The sequence below is a fragment of the Labrys sp. HAY1-8F genome, from assembly GCF_056754975.1.
In genome coordinates, this window is the sequence record NZ_JBPGWZ010000002.1 from 2792482 (window position 1) to 2809788 (window position 17307).

Consider the following 17307-nt stretch of genomic DNA (forward strand, 5'->3'; position numbering starts at 1 on the left):
TCGTTCGCTCAATCCTGAGTCGTTGGAATCTGCTCCAACGACACGGAAGCAGGGTTACCGGTAAGCCGGCCTCTATTTGCACAGCTGTGCAGAAGCCTTGCCATGTTTTATCCCTGCCGTTTCGACGTGACAGGCATATGACGGTTCGCCGGCTCGGCATCCAAAATCGCCGGCCGTGGCTTTGCCTGTCGATTTCGCTGGCACCGCCTCCACAAATGCCTGAGGCTACTCTCCAGGGAGAGCATGGTTGAAACGGACGCGGCAGACAGCCAGAGGTCAACCGCATGGTCGATCCGAGATTTTCCATCCGACCGGTCACCACCGCCAATTGGACCGACTTCGAGGCGTTGTTCGAAGGCAAGGGCGCGCCGAAATATTGCTGGTGCATGGCCTGGCGGCCGATGGAAGAGCGTAGCTCGGCCGACAATGCCGCCCGCAAGCAGGCACTGCATGAGCGTGTCCGGACCGACGTGCCGATCGGCCTTCTCGGCTATCTCGACGACGAGCCCGTCGGCTGGTGCTCACTGGCACCGCGAGAGAGCTACCTCAGGCTCTCGCCCAGTCAGGACGACGGGGAGGCCGGCGTCTGGTCGATCGTCTGCTTTTTCGTGCGGCGCGACCACCGCAAGGCCGGCCTGTCCCGCGCCCTGCTCGATGCGGCCATCGCACTTGCCGGCAGCCGGGGAGCGCGGGCGATCGAGGCCTATCCCGTCGATCCGAACTCGCCCAGCTACCGTTTCATGGGCTTTGTCGCACTGTTCGAAGGGCGTGGCTTTGCTGCCGCCGGCCGGGCTGGCTCGCGCCGGCACGTGATGCGTCTGACCTTGTGAGCGTCAACAGCCCGGCGTCAGGCCGAGGGCCGCCCTTCGATAGAATCGTCATCGCCCATGTCGGTGACAATAAGCCGTTTGGGCAGATGCACCTCGACACCGAGGCCGCCGAGACTCGATCTGGCGATGTGAAGCTCGCCGCCATAGGCTTCGACGATGTCCTTGGCGATGGCGAGGCCGAAGCCGGTGCCACGCACGGTTTCATCGAGACGCTTGCCGCGTTCGATGAAGGATTTTTCGGCATCGGGCGGCAGGCCAGGCCCGTCATCCTCGATCGACAGCAGGATGATGGGCGAGGCCGTCTGCGCCATCAGGCGCACTTTTGCCTGGGAATTCCCCCATTTGCGGGCATTGTCGAGCAGGTTACCGGCGATGTTGGTGAAATCGCTCTCGTCCATGGCGATCACGATGCCCTGCGGGGCTTCGAGGCCGAACGTCATGTCCTTGTCACGCGAGAGCTTGTGCATGGTCGAGACCAGCTTGGACAACACGGCATGGGTGTCGACACGCCCCGACAATTGCGCCGCCGCCAGACTCGCTCTCGCCTCCGCAAGGGTGCGTTTGACCTGGGCGTCCATGCGCCAGACCTCGTCGCGGATGGCATTCGCCGCGGCCGCCTGCCCGCTGTCGGTCAGGGAGCGGGCGGTGGCCTCCAGTACCGCAAGCGGTGTCTTCAGGCCGTGAGCGAGGTCACCCGCCCGGCTGCGCGCCTCGATGAGTTGCGCCTCGCGCGAAGCGATCAGTGCATTCAGGTTGTCGATCAGCGGCTGGATCTCGTCGGGATAACGCCCGCTGATCTTGCGGGCCGGGCGGCTGCGTAGCGACAGCAATTCGACGCTGAGCTTGTCGAGCGGACGGAAGCCATAGCGCAGGAAGGCAATGACTGCGCCAAGCAGCGCCGCCATCAGCACGGCAAGCGAGGGGGCCATTGCATAGAAGAAGCGCCATTTCACCGGCGAAAGCTGGGCATTGTCGAGGGCGATGAGGGCACTGACGGTCTGATCGCCGTTCGCGGTCGAGATGACGATCGAACGTTCCACCGCCAGGAGCTGGCTGCCATTCGGTCCGACGAGATCGTTGACCTTGCCACCGCCTTTGACCGCCGTCGCATGCAGCCAGGGCAGGCCCTGGTCCCACAACGACTGCGAGCGCAGCTCGACATTGCCGCCCCGCCCGACCTGCCAATAGAGCCCGCCATTGGGCAATTCGAAGCGCGGGTCCTGCGGCCCCTCGTCGATCGTGAGCTGGTTGGAGCCGTTGACCTCGATGCTGCCGAGCAGCAGGCGCATTTCGTCCTCGACCTCGGACAATTCGAGAGCCCGGATCGCCAGGCCCGAGATCGCGTCGATGCCGATGCCGGCCAGGATGGTGGCGACCACGATCGCCACCACCGAGCCGAACAACATGCGACGCCTGAGGGAGAAGGAGGTCACGGTCACAAGGGCCTGTCGTCAGTTATGGTTTCGGGTTTGATGAGGTCAAAAATGGTTGGATGGGAGGAGCTAGCGCCGCCAAGACTTTCGTCTTGGCAAGCGAAGCGACGCTGCAGACGACCATTTTTCACCTCACCGTTTTCGGCGGCGGGACGCTTTTGGCTGATTGGCGCATCGTATCAGCCACAGGCTTTGCCTGTGGCTGACGTAGCAAGCCGGAAGGCTTGCGTCCTCACGCCCCTTCCACTCGGCCAAAATCGCTCCCGTCAAACTCCAAACCATAACTGACGACAGGCCCTAGGGCTCGGCCGGAATGACATAGCCTTGGCCCCGGCGCGTCTCGATCACGGAGTTGTCGAGCTTGCGCCTGAGGCGGGCGACTACGACTTCGAGGGCGTTGGAGTCATGTTCCACATCCTGATCGTAGATTGAGTCGGTGATCTGGGACTGCGACATCACGGTGCCGGCATTATGGAGGAGATAGGCGAGCAGGCGATATTCCAGCGGCGTCACCTGTACCGGACTGCCATAGAAGGAGACGGCCCGCTGGCGCGTATCGAGCTCCAGCACGCCATTCGACAGGACGGGGGAGGACTGGCCCGAGGCACGGCGGACCAGGGCCCGGACACGCGCCAGCAATTCCTCCATGCGGAAGGGTTTGGTCAGGTAGTCGTCGGCGCCCGAATCCATGCCGTCGACCTTGTCGCGCCAATCGTCGCGCGCGGTGAGGATGAGTACCGGCATGCCACGCCGCGCCAGGCGCCAGCGCCGGAGCACCGTCAGCCCGTCGAGCTTGGGCAGGCCCAGATCCAGAATCACCAGGTCGAAATGCTCGTTCTCACCGGCAAAGAGGGCTTCCTCGCCATCGAACACCGTCACCACGATATATTGCTGGGCTTCGAGACTGCGACGGATATCGTCGACGATGGCTCGTTCGTCTTCGGCAACCAGAATACGCATGATGCGAGGCTAGGATCTCGGAGATAGGATCTCATGGGCTGATACGGCCGGGCCAAGGAAGTCACTGCCAAGCCAGGCCGGACATTAAGCCTATTTATCGACCAAGGCCAGCGTCACCGCATCGACAAGCACGTCGCGGCGCTTGCCGTCCGGCCTGAGGACGCGAACCATGTAGAGCAAGCGCCCACCGCGACGCAATTCGCGCACACGCAGGATGCGTCCCGGCACCTCGCGGGCCACGGCTGCGGAAATGTCCTTGAATGAATGCGCGCCGGGGCGGCGGATCAGCACGCCGCTGGGCTGACCACGATGAGCCCCCCCGCCATCGCCCCTTCGAGCGGCGGCATGAAGCAAGCAATTGTCAGTAGCAGTCCCGCGCAAGCACTGGACCTGGCGTTGAAAGCCGTCATGAATCTCCTAAGCAGGGTTTCCCGGGCGCCCTCGCTCCCCCTCTGCACAGTGTACCGAAACCAAGCTTGCAATTGGCTTGCAGGCGCTGTCAGACGCTCGCAACGCGCACCTCGCTACAATAGCTCGAAACGATTTTTGGCCACCATCCGAATCGCCGGCCGAAGGATTACGCGTGTGTTGTCTTCTCCTGTACCAGTAAATGCCGCCGGGCCGCTCGCCGTGGTTCGCGGCGAGCAGCGTCCCGACCTTCTCCGCGACGAAACCTTGGCGACGATCTTCAGGGCGTCCGCCGTGGCCTTTCCCGACAAGCAGGCCCTTGGTGCGATCGGCACCGGCGAGCGCCTGACCTATCGCGAGCTCGATGAACGCTCCGACCGGGTCGCCGCCGCCCTGGTCCGTCGTGGTGTCGGCGCTGGCATGTTCGTCGGCCTCTGGTTCCAGCGCTCGATCGAGCTGCACGTCGCGCTGCTGGGCCTGGTCAAGACCGGCGCCAGCTTCATTCCCTTCGATGCCGACATTCCGCCCGAGCGGGTGACGGCGAGCCTCGCCGATGCCGGCGCGGGCCTCTTGATCTCCCATGCGCCGCAGGCCGAGAAATATGCCCCCGTCGAGGCCGAGACGGTGACGCTCGACGCCCTGCTGGCCGATCCGCGCCGCGATACGCCCGCCAGCCTCGCGCCAGTGCTGACCGACGCCGCCTATGCCATCTACACCTCCGGCACCAGCGGCAAGCCCAAGGGCATCAAGGTCTCCCACCGCAACATCTGCCACTATCTGCGTGCCGGCAATGAACGCCTGCGCATCACGGCCGACGATGTGGTGCTCCAGCAGGCTTCGATCGCCTTCGACCTCTCGCTGGAAGAGATCTTCATCCCCTATATGGTCGGCGCCACGCTGAAGATCGCCAGCGCAGCTGTGCTGCAGGACATCGACGCCCTGCCCCAAATGCTGGAAGCCGAGGGCATCACCGTGATCGACACGGTGCCGACGCTGCTGTCCATGCTGAGCCGGGACGTCGCCGGGCTGAACACCATCATCCTGGGCGGCGAGGCCTGCCCGCCCGCTCTGGTCGCCCGCTTTGCCAAGCCCGGCCGGCGCCTGCTCAACACCTACGGCCCCACCGAGACCACGGTGGTGGCGACCTCGGCCGAGCTCGAGGCCGGCGAAGACATCACGATCGGACGCCCGATCCCCAACTACACCGCCTATGTCGTCGACGATCAGCTCAACCTGCTGGCGCCCGGCGAGGTCGGCGAATTGCTGGTAGGTGGCCCCGGCGTCGCCATGGGCTATCTCAACCTGCCCGAGATGACGGCAGCCAAGTTCATCGCCAACCCCTTCGCCATCGATAACTCCGATCCCGTGCTCTACCGCACCGGCGACGCGGTGAGCCTCAAGGCGGACGGCCGGATCGTCTTCCAGGGTCGCATCGACAGCCAGGTCAAGATCCGCGGCTATCGCATCGAGCTCGGCGAGATCGAGAGCCTGCTGGCAGCCGATCCTGCCATCCGTACTGCAGTGGTGACGGCCAATCAGAGCGAGGCCGGCGATACGCTGGTGGCCCATCTGGTGCCACAGGGCGAGATCGACCTCGACCGGATCAAACGTGACCTTGCCGCCAAGATCCCGCGTTACATGTTGCCCTCGGCCTTCCAGCTCCATGACGCTCTGCCGGTGCTGCCGTCGGGCAAGGTCGACCGCAAGGCCCTCTTCGCCCTGCCCTTGCCGGAGCGCCAGGCCACGGCCGGCGAACAGGAGCCCCCGCGCTCCTGGACAGAGGCCCAGTTGCTCAAGGCGGCGCAGGAATTGTTGCGCGCACCGGCGATCGATTTCGAGGCTGATTTCTTCACCGAGCTCGGAGGCCACTCGCTGCTGGCGGCGCGCTTCGTCTCCGAGGTCCGCCGCGTGCCGGCTTTGTCGGGTATCGCGATCCGCGACCTCTATACCCATCGCACCCTGCGCAATCTCGCCAGGGCCCTGGACGAGAGTGCCGCTGCAACGGCCTCGGCGCCGCCGCCCGACCGCAGCTTCGAGCCCGTGCCGCTCGCCCGGCGCTTCCTGTGCGGCCTGGCCCAGGCCGTCACGCTGCCCTTCATCGTCGCCCTCGTCTCGGTGCAATGGATCGGCCTCCTGCTCGCCAGCATGCTGCTGGTGGGCGACGATGCCTCCATCGTCACCGAGCTAGCCGTGCTGTGCGGGGTCTATATCTGCCTCAACCTCGCCACCAAGCTGATCGTCGTCGGCCTGAAATGGCTGGTGATCGGCCGCACCAAGCCGGGCGTCTACCCGCTCTGGGGCGCCTATTATTTCCGCATCTGGCTGATGCAGCGCATCGTGCAGCTTACCACGCCGAAATTCCTCAAGGGCTCGCCGCTCATCCGCGTCTATCTGCGCGCCCTCGGCGCCCGCATCGGCGATGACGCCATGATTGACGACTTCGAGGAAGGCGCGATCGACCTCGTCACCATCGGCGACCGGGCGAGCCTGGGCACCAAGCTCAAGCTTGCCAATGTCGAGGTGATCGGCAACGAGGTCCATGTCGGGCGCATCGAGATCGGTGCCGGCGCACGCATCGGCAATGGCAGCGTCATCGGTGGCGACGTCGTGATCGGCGACGGCGCCGAGATCGGCGACCTCACCGCCCTGCCGCAGGGCACGATGGTGGCACCGGGCAGCCATTGGGAGGGAGCGCCTGCCGCCGAAATCGGTCCTGCCGAGCAGGACGATCCGGCCGACCATCCCCGCCTCGGCCGCTTCGGCCGCTCCGTCCAGGCCGTCGGCTATTTCATCGCCTATAACCTTTGCCTGGTCATCGGCCTGCTGCCGATCTTCCCGGCCTTCTCGCTGTTCTCGGAAGTCGAGGCCCTGTTCGGCGCCAATCCGGACCAGCCCTTGTCCTGGAGCCTGGTGGCCATCGCCGCCTGGCCGGCGGCGCTCGCCTTGATCGTGGTCTCTATGGCGGTAATGGTGGTCCTGCGCTGGCTGCTGCTGCCCAAAGTGCGGGAGGGCTCCTATTCGATCTTTGGTTCGCTCTATTTCCGCAAATGGGTGATCGGCCTCTCGACCGAATCCCTCCTGGAAACGCTCAACTCGCTCTATGCCACCGTGTTCATGCGCAACTGGTACCGCATGATGGGGGCCAAGATCGGCAAGGGCACCGAGATCTCGGCGAGCTTTGCCGGGCGCTACGACCTGATCGAAATGGGTCGCGACAATTTCATCGGCGACGAGACCATCTTCGGCGACGAGGAGGTCCGCAATGGCCGCATGATCCTCAAGCGGCTGAAGACGGGCGACCGCTGCTTCTTCGGCAATTCCTCGGTGGTTTCGCAGGGCTCTGTGGTGGCTGACGATGCCCTGATCGGCATCAAGTCGCGCCTGCCCGATTCTCTCAATGTCGGCGCCGGCGAGACCTGGCTGGGCAGCCCGCCCATCGCCATGCCGACCCGCCAGAGGGTGACGGCCGCCGCCGGCACGACCTATGCGCCGCCCTTGCGCATGCGCCTGCTGCGTGTGGTGTTCGAGACGCTGCACACTTCGCTGCCGACGGCCGTGCTGATCGCCGCCGCCTATATCACCGCCGACATCCTCGCCTCCGTGCTGGCCGAAGGGGCCTGGCTCGAGGCGACCGGCATCTTCCTCGTGGCGGGCCTGGCGATCTCCGGCCTGATGTACCTGGCCGCCGTCGCGGTGAAATGGCTGCTGATCGGCACCTACAAGCCGATGATGCGTCCGATGTGGTCCTGGTGGGCCATGCGCACGGAAGGCGTTGCGGTGATCTATGGCGGCCTCGCCAGCAAGATGCTGCTAGACTATCTCCGGGGCACGCCCTTCCTGCCCTGGCTGCTGCGCCCCTTCGGTGCCAAGATCGGCAAGGGCACCTGGATCAACACCACCGACATCTGCGAGTTCGACTGCACCGAGATCGGCGATTACGCCGTGCTCAACATGGGCGCCTGCCCGCAGACCCACCTCTATGAGGACCGGGTGATGAAGGTGGGTCGTATCCGCATCGGCCATGGCGCCACGATCGGCACCGGAGCGACCGTGCTCTACGATACCGAGATCGGCCCCTTTGCCCAGGTGGAATTGCTGACTTTGATCATGAAGGGCGAGGCGCTCCCCGCCTCGACGGTATGGACCGGCATTCCGGCCCAGGCCCAGATCGCGGCCCCGGCAAGCGCCGAGGCCCATGAACCGGCCCTGATCCCCGTCCTCGCCGAGGCGGCGGAGTAACCCGCGCAGCCTCCATCGGACAAGGGCCGGTGGAGGCATCCGGCTCTTTGCGCGAAGAAGCATACCCGGTACCTCGATGACCGCGATATGCGATTGGCGAGCCTCTCGCGGTGCGGTGACGCGTAGCCATAATCCGACTCCAATCCCGCCCTAATTCCCTCCCAAAGCCGGGCAAACTGGCCGCGTCGCACCCCAAGGTGCGACGACACATAGTTTTTATGGACCCCGGCTAGGTTGCCGCTCGTCGCAGGGCGCGTTCCTGCGGATGCGCCAAGGACCGGGATTGCGTCGCGATCAAAATATGAAGAGCGTGGCCCGGCCCCACCATTTCCTCGTCGTGGCAGGTCTCCTGGCAGGTCTCCTGGCCGGTCTGGCCCTCGCCATGTCCGCCCTGATCCCGGAAAGGCAGCCGCCTGGGCGCCGCCTTACCCTGCATCATGAAAAGCTCGGCCCCGTCGACGTGCTCGCTCCGTCCGGAGAACCTGATGCCTTCATCGTGCTGCTGTCGGACAGCCAGGGCCTCACAACCGCGCTGCAGGGAGCCGCGGAGCGTCTGGTGAAGCGAGGCGCGGCCGTTGCCCTGCTCTCCAGCCCCCATCTCCTGGCCGCGCTCGACGCCGGTACCCGGACCGGCTGCCACTATGCCCTGGGACTGTTCGAGGAGTTCTCGCAGACCGCGCAGCGGGACCTCGGCGTCGCGACCTATAAGCGCCCGGTGATCGTCGGCAGCGGCCTTGGCGGGACGCTGGCCTTCGTCTCGGACATGCAGGCGCCGGCGAACACGATCGCGGGGGCGGTCAGCCTCGGCTTCGATCCCACCCTCAGACCGCGGCTGCCCTTCTGCGGCGCCGATTCGATCCGTACCGCCGACGGCGCCGTCACCTATCACCTGCCTGCCAGGCTGCCCGCGCACTGGATCGCCATCCCCGACGGCGCCGGGGCTGGCACCCTCACCGCGTTGGCGCGGACGGGATCGGTCGGCGAGATCAGGCCCGTCGGCACGGACCGTCTCGAAGCGGCTGCGGACGCGGCCCTCGAGATCGCGCGTCTGGATGCCGGCAGCGGCGTGCAGGACATGCCCGTGGAGGAAATTCCCGCCAGGGAGGCCGACACGCTGGTGGTGTTCTATTCGGGCGATGGCGGCTGGCGCGACATCGACAAACGCATCTCGGATTATCTCAGCCGCAACGGTGTCGCCGTGGTCGGTGTCGATTCCCTGCGCTATTTCTGGCGCCGCAAATCGCCCGCCCAGATCGGAACCGACCTCGACCATCTGATCGCTCGCTACAAGAGGCGCTGGAACGTCAGGCATGTCGCGCTGGTCGGCTACTCCATGGGTGCCGGTGTCCTGCCCTTCGCCTGGAGCAACCTGCAGCACAGCACGCATGAGACCATCAAGCTGGTCGCCCTGCTCAGTCTCGACCCCAGGGCAAGCTTCGAGATCTCGGTCTCCGGCTATCTCGGCATGAACAATGACAGCGATGTCGGCATCGAGCCGGCTGTGAAGACGATGCCGCTCGATCGCGTCATGTGCTTCTACGGTACCGAGGAGCGCGATCCCGGCCAGAGCGGTTGCCTGGGCCCGGCCATGACGGGGGCCACCCTGGTCGAACGGCCGGGCGGCCACCATTTCGACGGCAATTACGAGCCGATCGCCAGGATGATCCTTGGGCGGCTGAAATCGGCGCCGCACAATTTCTGATCGCCGGTCGTCGGCATGGTACCCGGCTTCTTGCACTCCCTCTCCCATCGCGGCCTCCGGCAGTGCGAATGGCTTGCCAAGCGCCCTGGGATGGCCTAGCCGGGGGCTTTCTCGCCTTCCGGACCGCTAGAGCAAAGCGCGTTTTGTTAAAAACACCCTTTTACTCTGACTCTTTGGTTCAACGCGCCTTTGCGATTTGAAATGATTCCGACAAATCGCAAAACGCTATGAGCGTGCCGGCTGCAGGCCTTTCGGAAGGAAGACGTTCGCTCGTGGAAATGACCTGGACTCTCATCGCCATATTGGGCGCCGTCGGCCTGGTGGCCGGCTTCGTCGATGCCCTTGCCGGCGGGGGCGGCCTGCTGACCATTCCGGCGCTGCTGCTCTCCGGGCTCGATCCGGTGGCGGCCCTGGCCACCAACAAGCTGCAATCGAGCTTCGGCTCGGGCTCTGCGGTGATCGCCTTTGCCCGGCGCGGCCATGTCGACTTTCACCAGACGCGCTGGATGGTGGTGACGACCCTGATCGGCGCCTGCCTCGGCGTGGCGGCCGTGAGTGTCGCACCCCTGTCGCTGCTGTCGGCGGCGCTGCCGGTGCTGCTGATCGCCATGGCGCTCTATTTTGCGTTCTCTTCCCGCTTCTCGCCCAAGGCCGGCATCGAGGACGGCAAGGCCCGCATGACGCCGGCCCTGTTCACCGTCACCATGGCGCCGCTGATCGGTTTCTATGATGGCCTGTTCGGGCCTGGCACGGGGTCCTTCTTCATGCTCGCCTTCGTGGCGCTGTGCGGCTATGGCGTCATCCATGCCACCGCCAACACCAAGCTCCTCAACTTCACCTCCAACTTCGCCTCCCTGATCCTGTTCATCCTTGCAGGCAAGATCGTCTGGGTAGCGGGCCTGGTCATGGGGGTGGGGCAGTTCGTGGGCGCCCAGGCCGGCTCCTACATGGCGGTGCGCCAAGGCGCACGCCTCATCCGGCCTCTTCTGGTGCTGGTATGCTGCTCGGTGGCCGTCAAACTGCTGCTCGACCCGACCAATCCCTTGCATCAGGCCGTTATTTCGCTGTTCCAGTGAAGTCCGTCGTTGACGGCGAAGTCATTGGCATGTAAAGAGCCGCCTTCCAATAGCGAGCGCTCGTAGCGCCCGCAACTTATCAATTTCAGGCAACGCACGGCCTTTCGGCGATTCTTAGGGATCGTTATGGATGCGGCCGGCTGAACAGGCAGGGACCATGGCCAATACGAAGTCGGCCAAGAAGGCTACGCGCAAGATCGAAGTGCGCACCGCAGTGAACAAGGCGCGCCGCTCGCGTATGCGCACCTTCATCCGCAATGTCGAGGAAGCCGTCGCTGCCGGTGACCAGACCAAGGCTGCCGCTGCACTCAAGAGCGCCGAGCCGGAGATCATGCGCGCTGCCCAGAAGGGCGTGCTGCCGGCCAACACGGCGTCGCGCAAGGTGTCGCGTCTGGCCCATGCGGTGAAGAAGCTCAGCGCCTGAGCCGAACAGCAGGACATCGAATAAAGACAGGTGATCGAACCACTTTATTTGCTTTCCCTTAGGTGACGAAACCCGGCCCTCGAAGCCGGGTTTTTGTTGTTTGGCGTCCCCCGGCCGAAGGGAGGGAAGGCGCCTGGGCCTACGGCCCCTCCGATGTCGCGCGCCATCGTTCCGGCCCCGTCCCTTGCCGCGCCGGCGTTCCAGCCGTCCGCGTCGACGGTGCCTGGGAAACATTTGTTCCGGGTTGAGCCTTGGCAGAAAGCGCGACCCACGATTGTCATCGTCTCGTAACAATATTTCCCGATTGTGGTATTATAATACTAATGATGATGGACTGGGCAATCTTTCCCCTTAACTCAAGGTTTGGCCAGGATGGCCATCCACCCTCCCTGGTCGGTCAAAATTTTCTCATATATTTCATGGCTTTATGGGATAAGAGAAAAGTAGGCCTGCAGCCATCCCGGCGCGTGCCGGGCAAATTACGAAGCCTCGCAATCTTTACGCATCCGAAATGAATATTTTTGAGTCATTTTGCCGCCTCCATGATTCCATCGACTCCTCAACACCTTGCGACTTTGGCGGCGAAGGCACCTGCTGTCCGAATCGGGAACATTGAGGGGCCATTAACGAATCATTGAGATTTGCCTGTTGCACCCGACTGGGCCGGTTCGGTATGTTTTTTCTCGGAACGGGTCATGTGTAGGTTCCTTCCCGATATTGCGAGCGGACGTCCGTCCATTCCGGGGCATCGGTGGGGTATGCTTTGATGACTACGTATAGTTTTGAAAACAGTAAGGTAATGCCGCTAGCATTCGATTGCTGCTTTCGAGGCCAATAATGAGGTGGACCTTCTGGTGAAGTGTCCCGTGCCGGCGTTACACGGCATGTTTTGTACAATTACGAACGAAGTCTGAAGAAGACGGAATTGGGGTGTCATGTCGTCGGGGTGGTTGAATGACTATGCGGGAGACGTTTCGGCGCAGGAAGCCTATGAGCTTCTCGGCCAGCAGCCTAAGGCACAGCTTGTGGATGTCCGTACCCGGGCCGAATGGTCGTTCGTTGGCGTTCCCGACCTCTCCGTGTTCGGCAAGGAACCCGTCTTGGCCGAATGGCAGCGCTACCCCAGCATGGAAGTCGCTTCCGATTTCGTTTCCCAGCTCGAGCGCGAACTCGAGCGCCGCGGCGTCGGCCAGGACCAACCCGTCCTGTTCCTCTGCCGTTCGGGCGCCCGTTCGCTCGCGGCCGCCCAAGCCATGTTAGCCGCAGGCTGGAAGGGTGCCCGCAATATCGCGGCGGGCTTTGAAGGCCCGATGGATGCCTCGCGGCATCGTGGCATCGTCGAGGGCTGGAAAGCCTCCGGTTTGCCCTGGATCCAGTCCTAAAAAAGCCAATTCGCGCTCTGCTGCCGCCGGTCCTGGACCGGAGAAGGCCGGAGCTGTTTTTGAACTCATTTTGTCAGACGATAGCCCCATGACCTCGAGCGAACGCCTGTCAGCTGTTGCCAGCCAATCCGCGAAAACCCTTTCCGGCCTGGATGCTGTCTCCTCTGCTGTCGACACCGTCATCCAGCCGGCAGCCGCCTGGGATCGCGTCAAGCGTCGCCTGCGCGCCGAATATGGCGAGGACGTGTTTTCAAGCTGGTTCGCCCGCCTGGAACTCGACGCCGTCGTCGATGACACCGTGAGTCTGTCCGTGCCGACGCGCTTCCTGCGCAGCTGGATTCAGGCTCATTACATCGACAAGATCCTCGGCCTGCTATCGGCCGAACTGCCCGGCACCGCCCATATCGCCCTCAATGTCCGCACGGCGGTGGCCCGCCCGCCGGCAACACGCGACGCCGCGCCCTGCGCCAAGCCCACCGGCGAGGCAACGGCCGCCAAGTCGGCCGTCCCCTTCCTGCGGGCCGTGGAAACGCCGGTGCGCGAAGACGATCTTTCCGGCTCTCCCCTCGACCGCCGCATGTCGTTCGAAGCCTATTTCATCGGCCGTTCGAATTCGCTTGCCCATGCCGCCGCCCTGCAGGTCGCCAAGGCCGGCGCCCATGATCCGCTGCCCTATAATCCGCTGTTCATCCATGCCTCGGTAGGCCTGGGTAAATCGCATCTGATTCAGGCCATCGCGCATCAGTCCGAGGCCCTGGGCAAGCGTGCCCTCTATCTGACCGCCGAGCGCTTCATGTATGGCTTCGTCGCCGCCCTGAAGGCGCAGACGGCGATCCAGTTCAAGGAAAAGTTGCGCGCCATCGACCTGCTCGTCATCGACGACCTGCAATTCCTGGCCGGCAAGTCGATCCAGCAGGAGTTCTGCCATACGCTCAACGCCCTGATCGACGGCGGCAAGCAGGTCGTGGTGGCGGCGGATCGGCCGCCGGCCGATCTGGAGACCTTGGACGAGCGTGTGCGCTCGCGCCTGTCGGGCGGCCTGGTCGTGGAGATCGGCTCGCTCGACGAGGAACTTCGCATCAAGATCCTCAAGGCCCGCATCGAGGCGGCCCGCGCCCATCATGCCAATTTCGACGTGCCCGACAATGTCGTGGCCTATGTCGCCCATCAGGTCACGACCAATGGCCGCGATCTCGACGGCGCCGTCAACCGCCTGCTTGCCCATTCGGCCCTGTCCGGCTCGGGCATGTCGCTGGAGACGGCCGAGGCCGCCATCCGCGACCTCGTCAAGAACCGCGAGCCGCGGCGCGTCAAGATCGAGGACATCCAGCGCATCGTCGCCAAGCATTACAATGTCAGCCGCGCCGACATCCTGTCGCTGCGCCGCACCGCCACGGTGGTGAAGCCGCGCCAGGTCGCGATGTATCTCGCCAAGTCGCTGACGCCGCGTTCCCTGCCCGAAATCGGCCGCCGCTTCGGTGGGCGCGACCACACCACGGTGCTGCATGCCGTGCGCAAGATCGAGGGCCTGGTCGGCAAGGACACCGGCCTGGCGGAGGAAGTGGACCTGCTGCGCCGGCTGCTGTCGGAATAGCCCCGGCACGGCCGCTAGGCCCAATGCGGTTCACTCAGGGTGGAAACGCTCCGATTTGTCATAGCCGGGCTTGACCCGGCTATCTGGAACCGGCGCGAAGGGGCTGGATTGCCGGGTCAGGCCCGGCAATGACAAGGGTTGTGCAAACTCGAAGACACTTCAGTGAGTTGCATTACCGCTAGGCCATATCCCGGCCCGGCCAACGCTTTGGGATAATGACAAATCAAGCGGCTTGTGGTCCTAAGGATGACCCTTCCCGCATGAGATTGTCGCCATGCTCTATCTCGGTCTCGATATCGGAACTTCGGCCGTCAAGGCCGTCATCGTCGACGAACGCGAGACCGTGCTGGCCGAGAGCGAGCAGCCTCTCTCGCTGTCCCGGCCCGGGCCGGGACTCAGCGAGCAGAATGCCGATGACTGGATCGCGGCGATCGAAGCCGTCTTGGCGCGCTGGCGGGCCGAGCAGCCAGCCTTGCTGGCCGGCGTGGCAGGCATCGGGCTATCGGGCCAGATGCACGGCTCGGTCTGCCTCGATGCCGAGGACAGGCCGCTCGGCCCGGTGATGCTGTGGAACGATGGTCGCGCCGCAGCCGAGGCAGCCGAGCTCAACCGTGAGCATCCCGAACTCGCCTGGCAGCTCGGCGTGCCGGCCGCTCCCGGCTTTACCGCCCCCAAATTGCTGTGGCTCGCCCGCCATCAGCCGGCGCTGCGCGCCCGCCTGAAGCGGGTGCTGTTGCCCAAGGACTTCGTGCGCCTGTGGCTGACCGGCGAGCATGTCAGCGAAATGTCGGACGCCGCGGGAAGCTGGTGGCTCGATCAGGCCAGGCGTGATTGGTCCGATGCGGCCCTGGCGGCGACCGGCGTCGAACGCAGCCAGGTGCCGCGCCTGATCGAAGGCACCGAAATCTCCGGGCAACTACGCCCGGCGCTCGCCGCCCGTCTCGGCTTCAAGCCCAGCATTCCAGTGGCCGGCGGCGCGGGCGATGCCATGGCGGGAGCCATCGGCATCGGCACCATTGCCGATGGCGCTTTCCTCTCCATCGGCACTTCCGGCCAGTTCTTCGTGCCAGGCACCGACTATCGACCGCTGCCGGACAAGTTCCTGCATACGTTCTGCCATGCCGTGCCGGGCCATTGGGTGCAGATGGCCGCTTTGCTCAACGGCGCCTCCTGTCTCGCCTGGGCCGCGGGGCTGGTGGGCGAACCGATCGAGAAGCTGCTGGCCGATGTCGCCGCCCAGCCTTCCGGTCCGGGCAGCGTGTTGTTCCTGCCCTATCTGGCGGGCGAGCGCACCCCGCATAACGACGCCGAGGCGACCGGCCTGTTCACGGGCATGACCGGCGCGACCGGCAAGGCCGACCTCATTCGCGCCGTGCTGGAGGGCGTCGCCTATTCCTTCGCCGACGCGGCGGCCTGCCTGGCCGAAGCCGGCACCGAGTTGAGCGAGGCGGCCGTGATCGGTGGCGGCGCCCGCAGCGCCTTGTGGGTGCAGATTCTCGCCGACGTGCTCGGCCTCAGGCTGAAGCGCTATCGCGGCGGCGAAAAGGGACCGGCCTTCGGCGCCGCCCGCCTGGCGCGCGCTGCCGCCAGCGGCGAGCCGATCACCGCAATCGCCACCAAGCCGCCGGTCCTGGACATCGCCGAGCCGCGCGCCGAACTGACGCAGGTCTATGCCGAAAAGGTCGCGGCCTTCCGCCGTCTCTATCAGGCAACCAAGGCGGCACGCTAGAGCGCAAATCGGGCAAATACGCGCGATAGCCTCCTGGTGCCGATATCGGTCTCCTCGTCCGTCAGGCCCGAGAACCCCAGCAACAGCTTGGGTTCGGTCGTGGCCGAGATGCACATCGGCGACACCGGTAGAACGACGACGCCTTCCTCGAGCGCGGCCTGCGCAACGGTGCGGTCATCAGACCAGGTTCCCGTGCTGCGCACGGTGAAGTGAATGCCCTGCTCGGGCACGGGCGCGATCAAATGCTCCGACAGCCGCTCGTTCAGCAAACGGGCAAGAAAGTCGCGCGAGGCGCGATAGCGCTCCCGCAAGCGCCGCAAATGGGCCGGGAAATAGCCTTCGTTCAGGAAATCGGCCACGACACGCTGATGAAGCGGCGCCGGGAAGCGATCGATGATAGGCCGCGCTGCCCTGAAGGCCGCGACGAGATCACCGGGAACGATGAGATAGCCCACGCGGATCCCGGGCAGCAGCGCTTTGCTGAAGGTTCCCAGATAGATGACGCGATCGGTCGCATCGAGGCCCTGGAGCGAGGTGATCGGCCTGCCGTCATAGCGGAACTCGCTGTCGTAATCGTCCTCGATGATCCAGCACCCCCGCTCCTGCGCAAAGGACAGCAGCTGCAGCCTGCGCGCCAGCGGCAGGGCCGAGCCGGAAGGATATTGATGCGAGGGCGTCACATAAACAGCCGCCGGCGCGGGACCGTCATAGCTCCCGAGCGCCTGGGTGATCAAACCGTCCCGATCAACGGGAATGCCGGCCAACCGGGCGCCATTGAAGGCAAAGGCCTGCCGCGCGGGCGGGTAGCAGGGATCTTCGACCAACACCGTCTCCCCCGGCGAGGCCAGCAGGCGAGCGGCCAGATCGAGGGCCTGCTGCGTACCCGAGGTAATGAAGATCTGTCCCGGTTCGCATCGCACGCCGCGCGAGGCGATGAGATGGGCGGCGATCGCTTCCCGCAGCGTTTGCTCGCCTTGCGGGTCGCGATAACCGTCATGCGTGTAGTCGAGATGACGAAGCGTGAGCCGTTTCAACAAGCTGGCTGTCTTGATGTCATGAATCACGCGGCCGGTCGTGAAGGGTGCCTGCAGGGGGAGGGCCGTCCCGATGCGCATGGCCAATCGCGCCGCCGTCGAAATGGCTCGGCTGTCGTTTCCCTGGGCCGCCTTGCGTCCGTCGCTCGCACCGGTCGGGATGGGCGGCAAGCCGCTCGCGACATAGGTCCCGGATCCGTGCAGCCCGACGGCATATCCCTCCGCAATCAGCATGTCGTAGGATTCGGCAATCAGGCCGCGCGAGAGTGACCACTCGCGTGACGCCGTGCGTGTCGATGGCAGACGGTGTCCCGGCTGAAGCCGGCCCGCAATGATGCCGTTGCGCAATTGCAGATAGAGCTGGCGCACGGCCGGCACCGGCGACGGCGTCTCGATCGCGGGAAGAAAACCTGCCGCCGCGCTCTCCCGGCGCAGCGATCGAGCTTGGCTGTTACGCGCTGAAGTGGCTCGCATCCGCACCTCGAAGTGGCCCTAG

General features: G+C 64.8%; 12 protein-coding genes. 8 read left to right on the forward strand and 4 right to left on the reverse strand.

The window, feature by feature from the left end; all coding sequences use genetic code 11:
- Positions 1 to 284: 284 nt before the first annotated feature.
- A complete protein-coding gene (locus tag ACR9ZN_RS22010; protein ID WP_481273174.1) occupies positions 285 to 830 on the forward strand; it encodes a GNAT family N-acetyltransferase in 546 nt (181 codons plus the stop codon).
- A 17-nt stretch (positions 831 to 847) separates the two neighbouring features.
- Here the strand turns inward: ACR9ZN_RS22010 and ACR9ZN_RS22015 are convergent, their stop codons facing one another.
- From ACR9ZN_RS22015 to ACR9ZN_RS22025, 3 genes are all read right to left on the reverse strand, one after another.
- Positions 848 to 2269: a sensor histidine kinase gene (locus ACR9ZN_RS22015; RefSeq protein ID WP_454816593.1), complete on the reverse strand. Its 1422-nt coding sequence runs from the start codon at positions 2267 to 2269 to the stop codon at positions 848 to 850.
- A gap of 291 nt (positions 2270 to 2560) precedes the next feature.
- On the reverse strand, positions 2561 to 3223 hold the full coding sequence (locus ACR9ZN_RS22020; protein WP_434958568.1) for a response regulator transcription factor: 663 nt from the start codon (positions 3221 to 3223) through the stop codon (positions 2561 to 2563).
- 90 nt (positions 3224 to 3313) lie between these two features.
- Positions 3314 to 3577, reverse strand: a complete 264-nt coding sequence (locus ACR9ZN_RS22025; protein ID WP_434958569.1) for a PepSY domain-containing protein — start codon at positions 3575 to 3577, stop codon at positions 3314 to 3316.
- A 231-nt stretch (positions 3578 to 3808) separates the two neighbouring features.
- Here ACR9ZN_RS22025 and ACR9ZN_RS22030 point away from each other — a divergent pair, with 231 nt between their 5' ends.
- The 7 genes from ACR9ZN_RS22030 to xylB all read left to right on the forward strand — a co-directional run bounded on the left by ACR9ZN_RS22030 (position 3809) and on the right by xylB (position 15777).
- The gene (locus tag ACR9ZN_RS22030; protein WP_481273175.1) at positions 3809 to 7870 is read left to right on the forward strand and encodes a Pls/PosA family non-ribosomal peptide synthetase; all 4062 of its coding nucleotides are present in this window, start codon (positions 3809 to 3811) and stop codon (positions 7868 to 7870) included.
- A 301-nt stretch (positions 7871 to 8171) separates the two neighbouring features.
- On the forward strand, positions 8172 to 9572 hold the full coding sequence (locus tag ACR9ZN_RS22035) for a virulence factor family protein (protein ID WP_481273176.1): 1401 nt from the start codon (positions 8172 to 8174) through the stop codon (positions 9570 to 9572).
- A gap of 278 nt (positions 9573 to 9850) precedes the next feature.
- The gene (locus ACR9ZN_RS22040) at positions 9851 to 10648 is read left to right on the forward strand and encodes a TSUP family transporter (protein WP_441771187.1); all 798 of its coding nucleotides are present in this window, start codon (positions 9851 to 9853) and stop codon (positions 10646 to 10648) included.
- Between the two features lie 157 nt (positions 10649 to 10805).
- Positions 10806 to 11072, forward strand: a complete 267-nt coding sequence (gene rpsT / locus ACR9ZN_RS22045) for a 30S ribosomal protein S20 (protein ID WP_149253229.1) — start codon at positions 10806 to 10808, stop codon at positions 11070 to 11072.
- A 935-nt stretch (positions 11073 to 12007) separates the two neighbouring features.
- Complete coding sequence (locus ACR9ZN_RS22050; RefSeq protein WP_434958572.1) at positions 12008 to 12454, forward strand: rhodanese-like domain-containing protein; 447 nt, start codon at positions 12008 to 12010, stop codon at positions 12452 to 12454.
- A gap of 88 nt (positions 12455 to 12542) precedes the next feature.
- On the forward strand, positions 12543 to 14048 hold the full coding sequence (dnaA, locus tag ACR9ZN_RS22055; protein ID WP_434958573.1) for a chromosomal replication initiator protein DnaA: 1506 nt from the start codon (positions 12543 to 12545) through the stop codon (positions 14046 to 14048).
- A gap of 274 nt (positions 14049 to 14322) precedes the next feature.
- Complete coding sequence (gene xylB, locus ACR9ZN_RS22060; RefSeq protein WP_441770984.1) at positions 14323 to 15777, forward strand: xylulokinase; 1455 nt, start codon at positions 14323 to 14325, stop codon at positions 15775 to 15777.
- On the opposite strand, the gene pdxR is transcribed toward xylB, so the two are convergent.
- Positions 15774 to 17285, reverse strand: a complete 1512-nt coding sequence (pdxR, locus tag ACR9ZN_RS22065) for a MocR-like pyridoxine biosynthesis transcription factor PdxR (RefSeq protein ID WP_441770983.1) — start codon at positions 17283 to 17285, stop codon at positions 15774 to 15776. The genes xylB and pdxR overlap by 4 nt on opposite strands.
- Positions 17286 to 17307 lie beyond the last annotated feature (22 nt).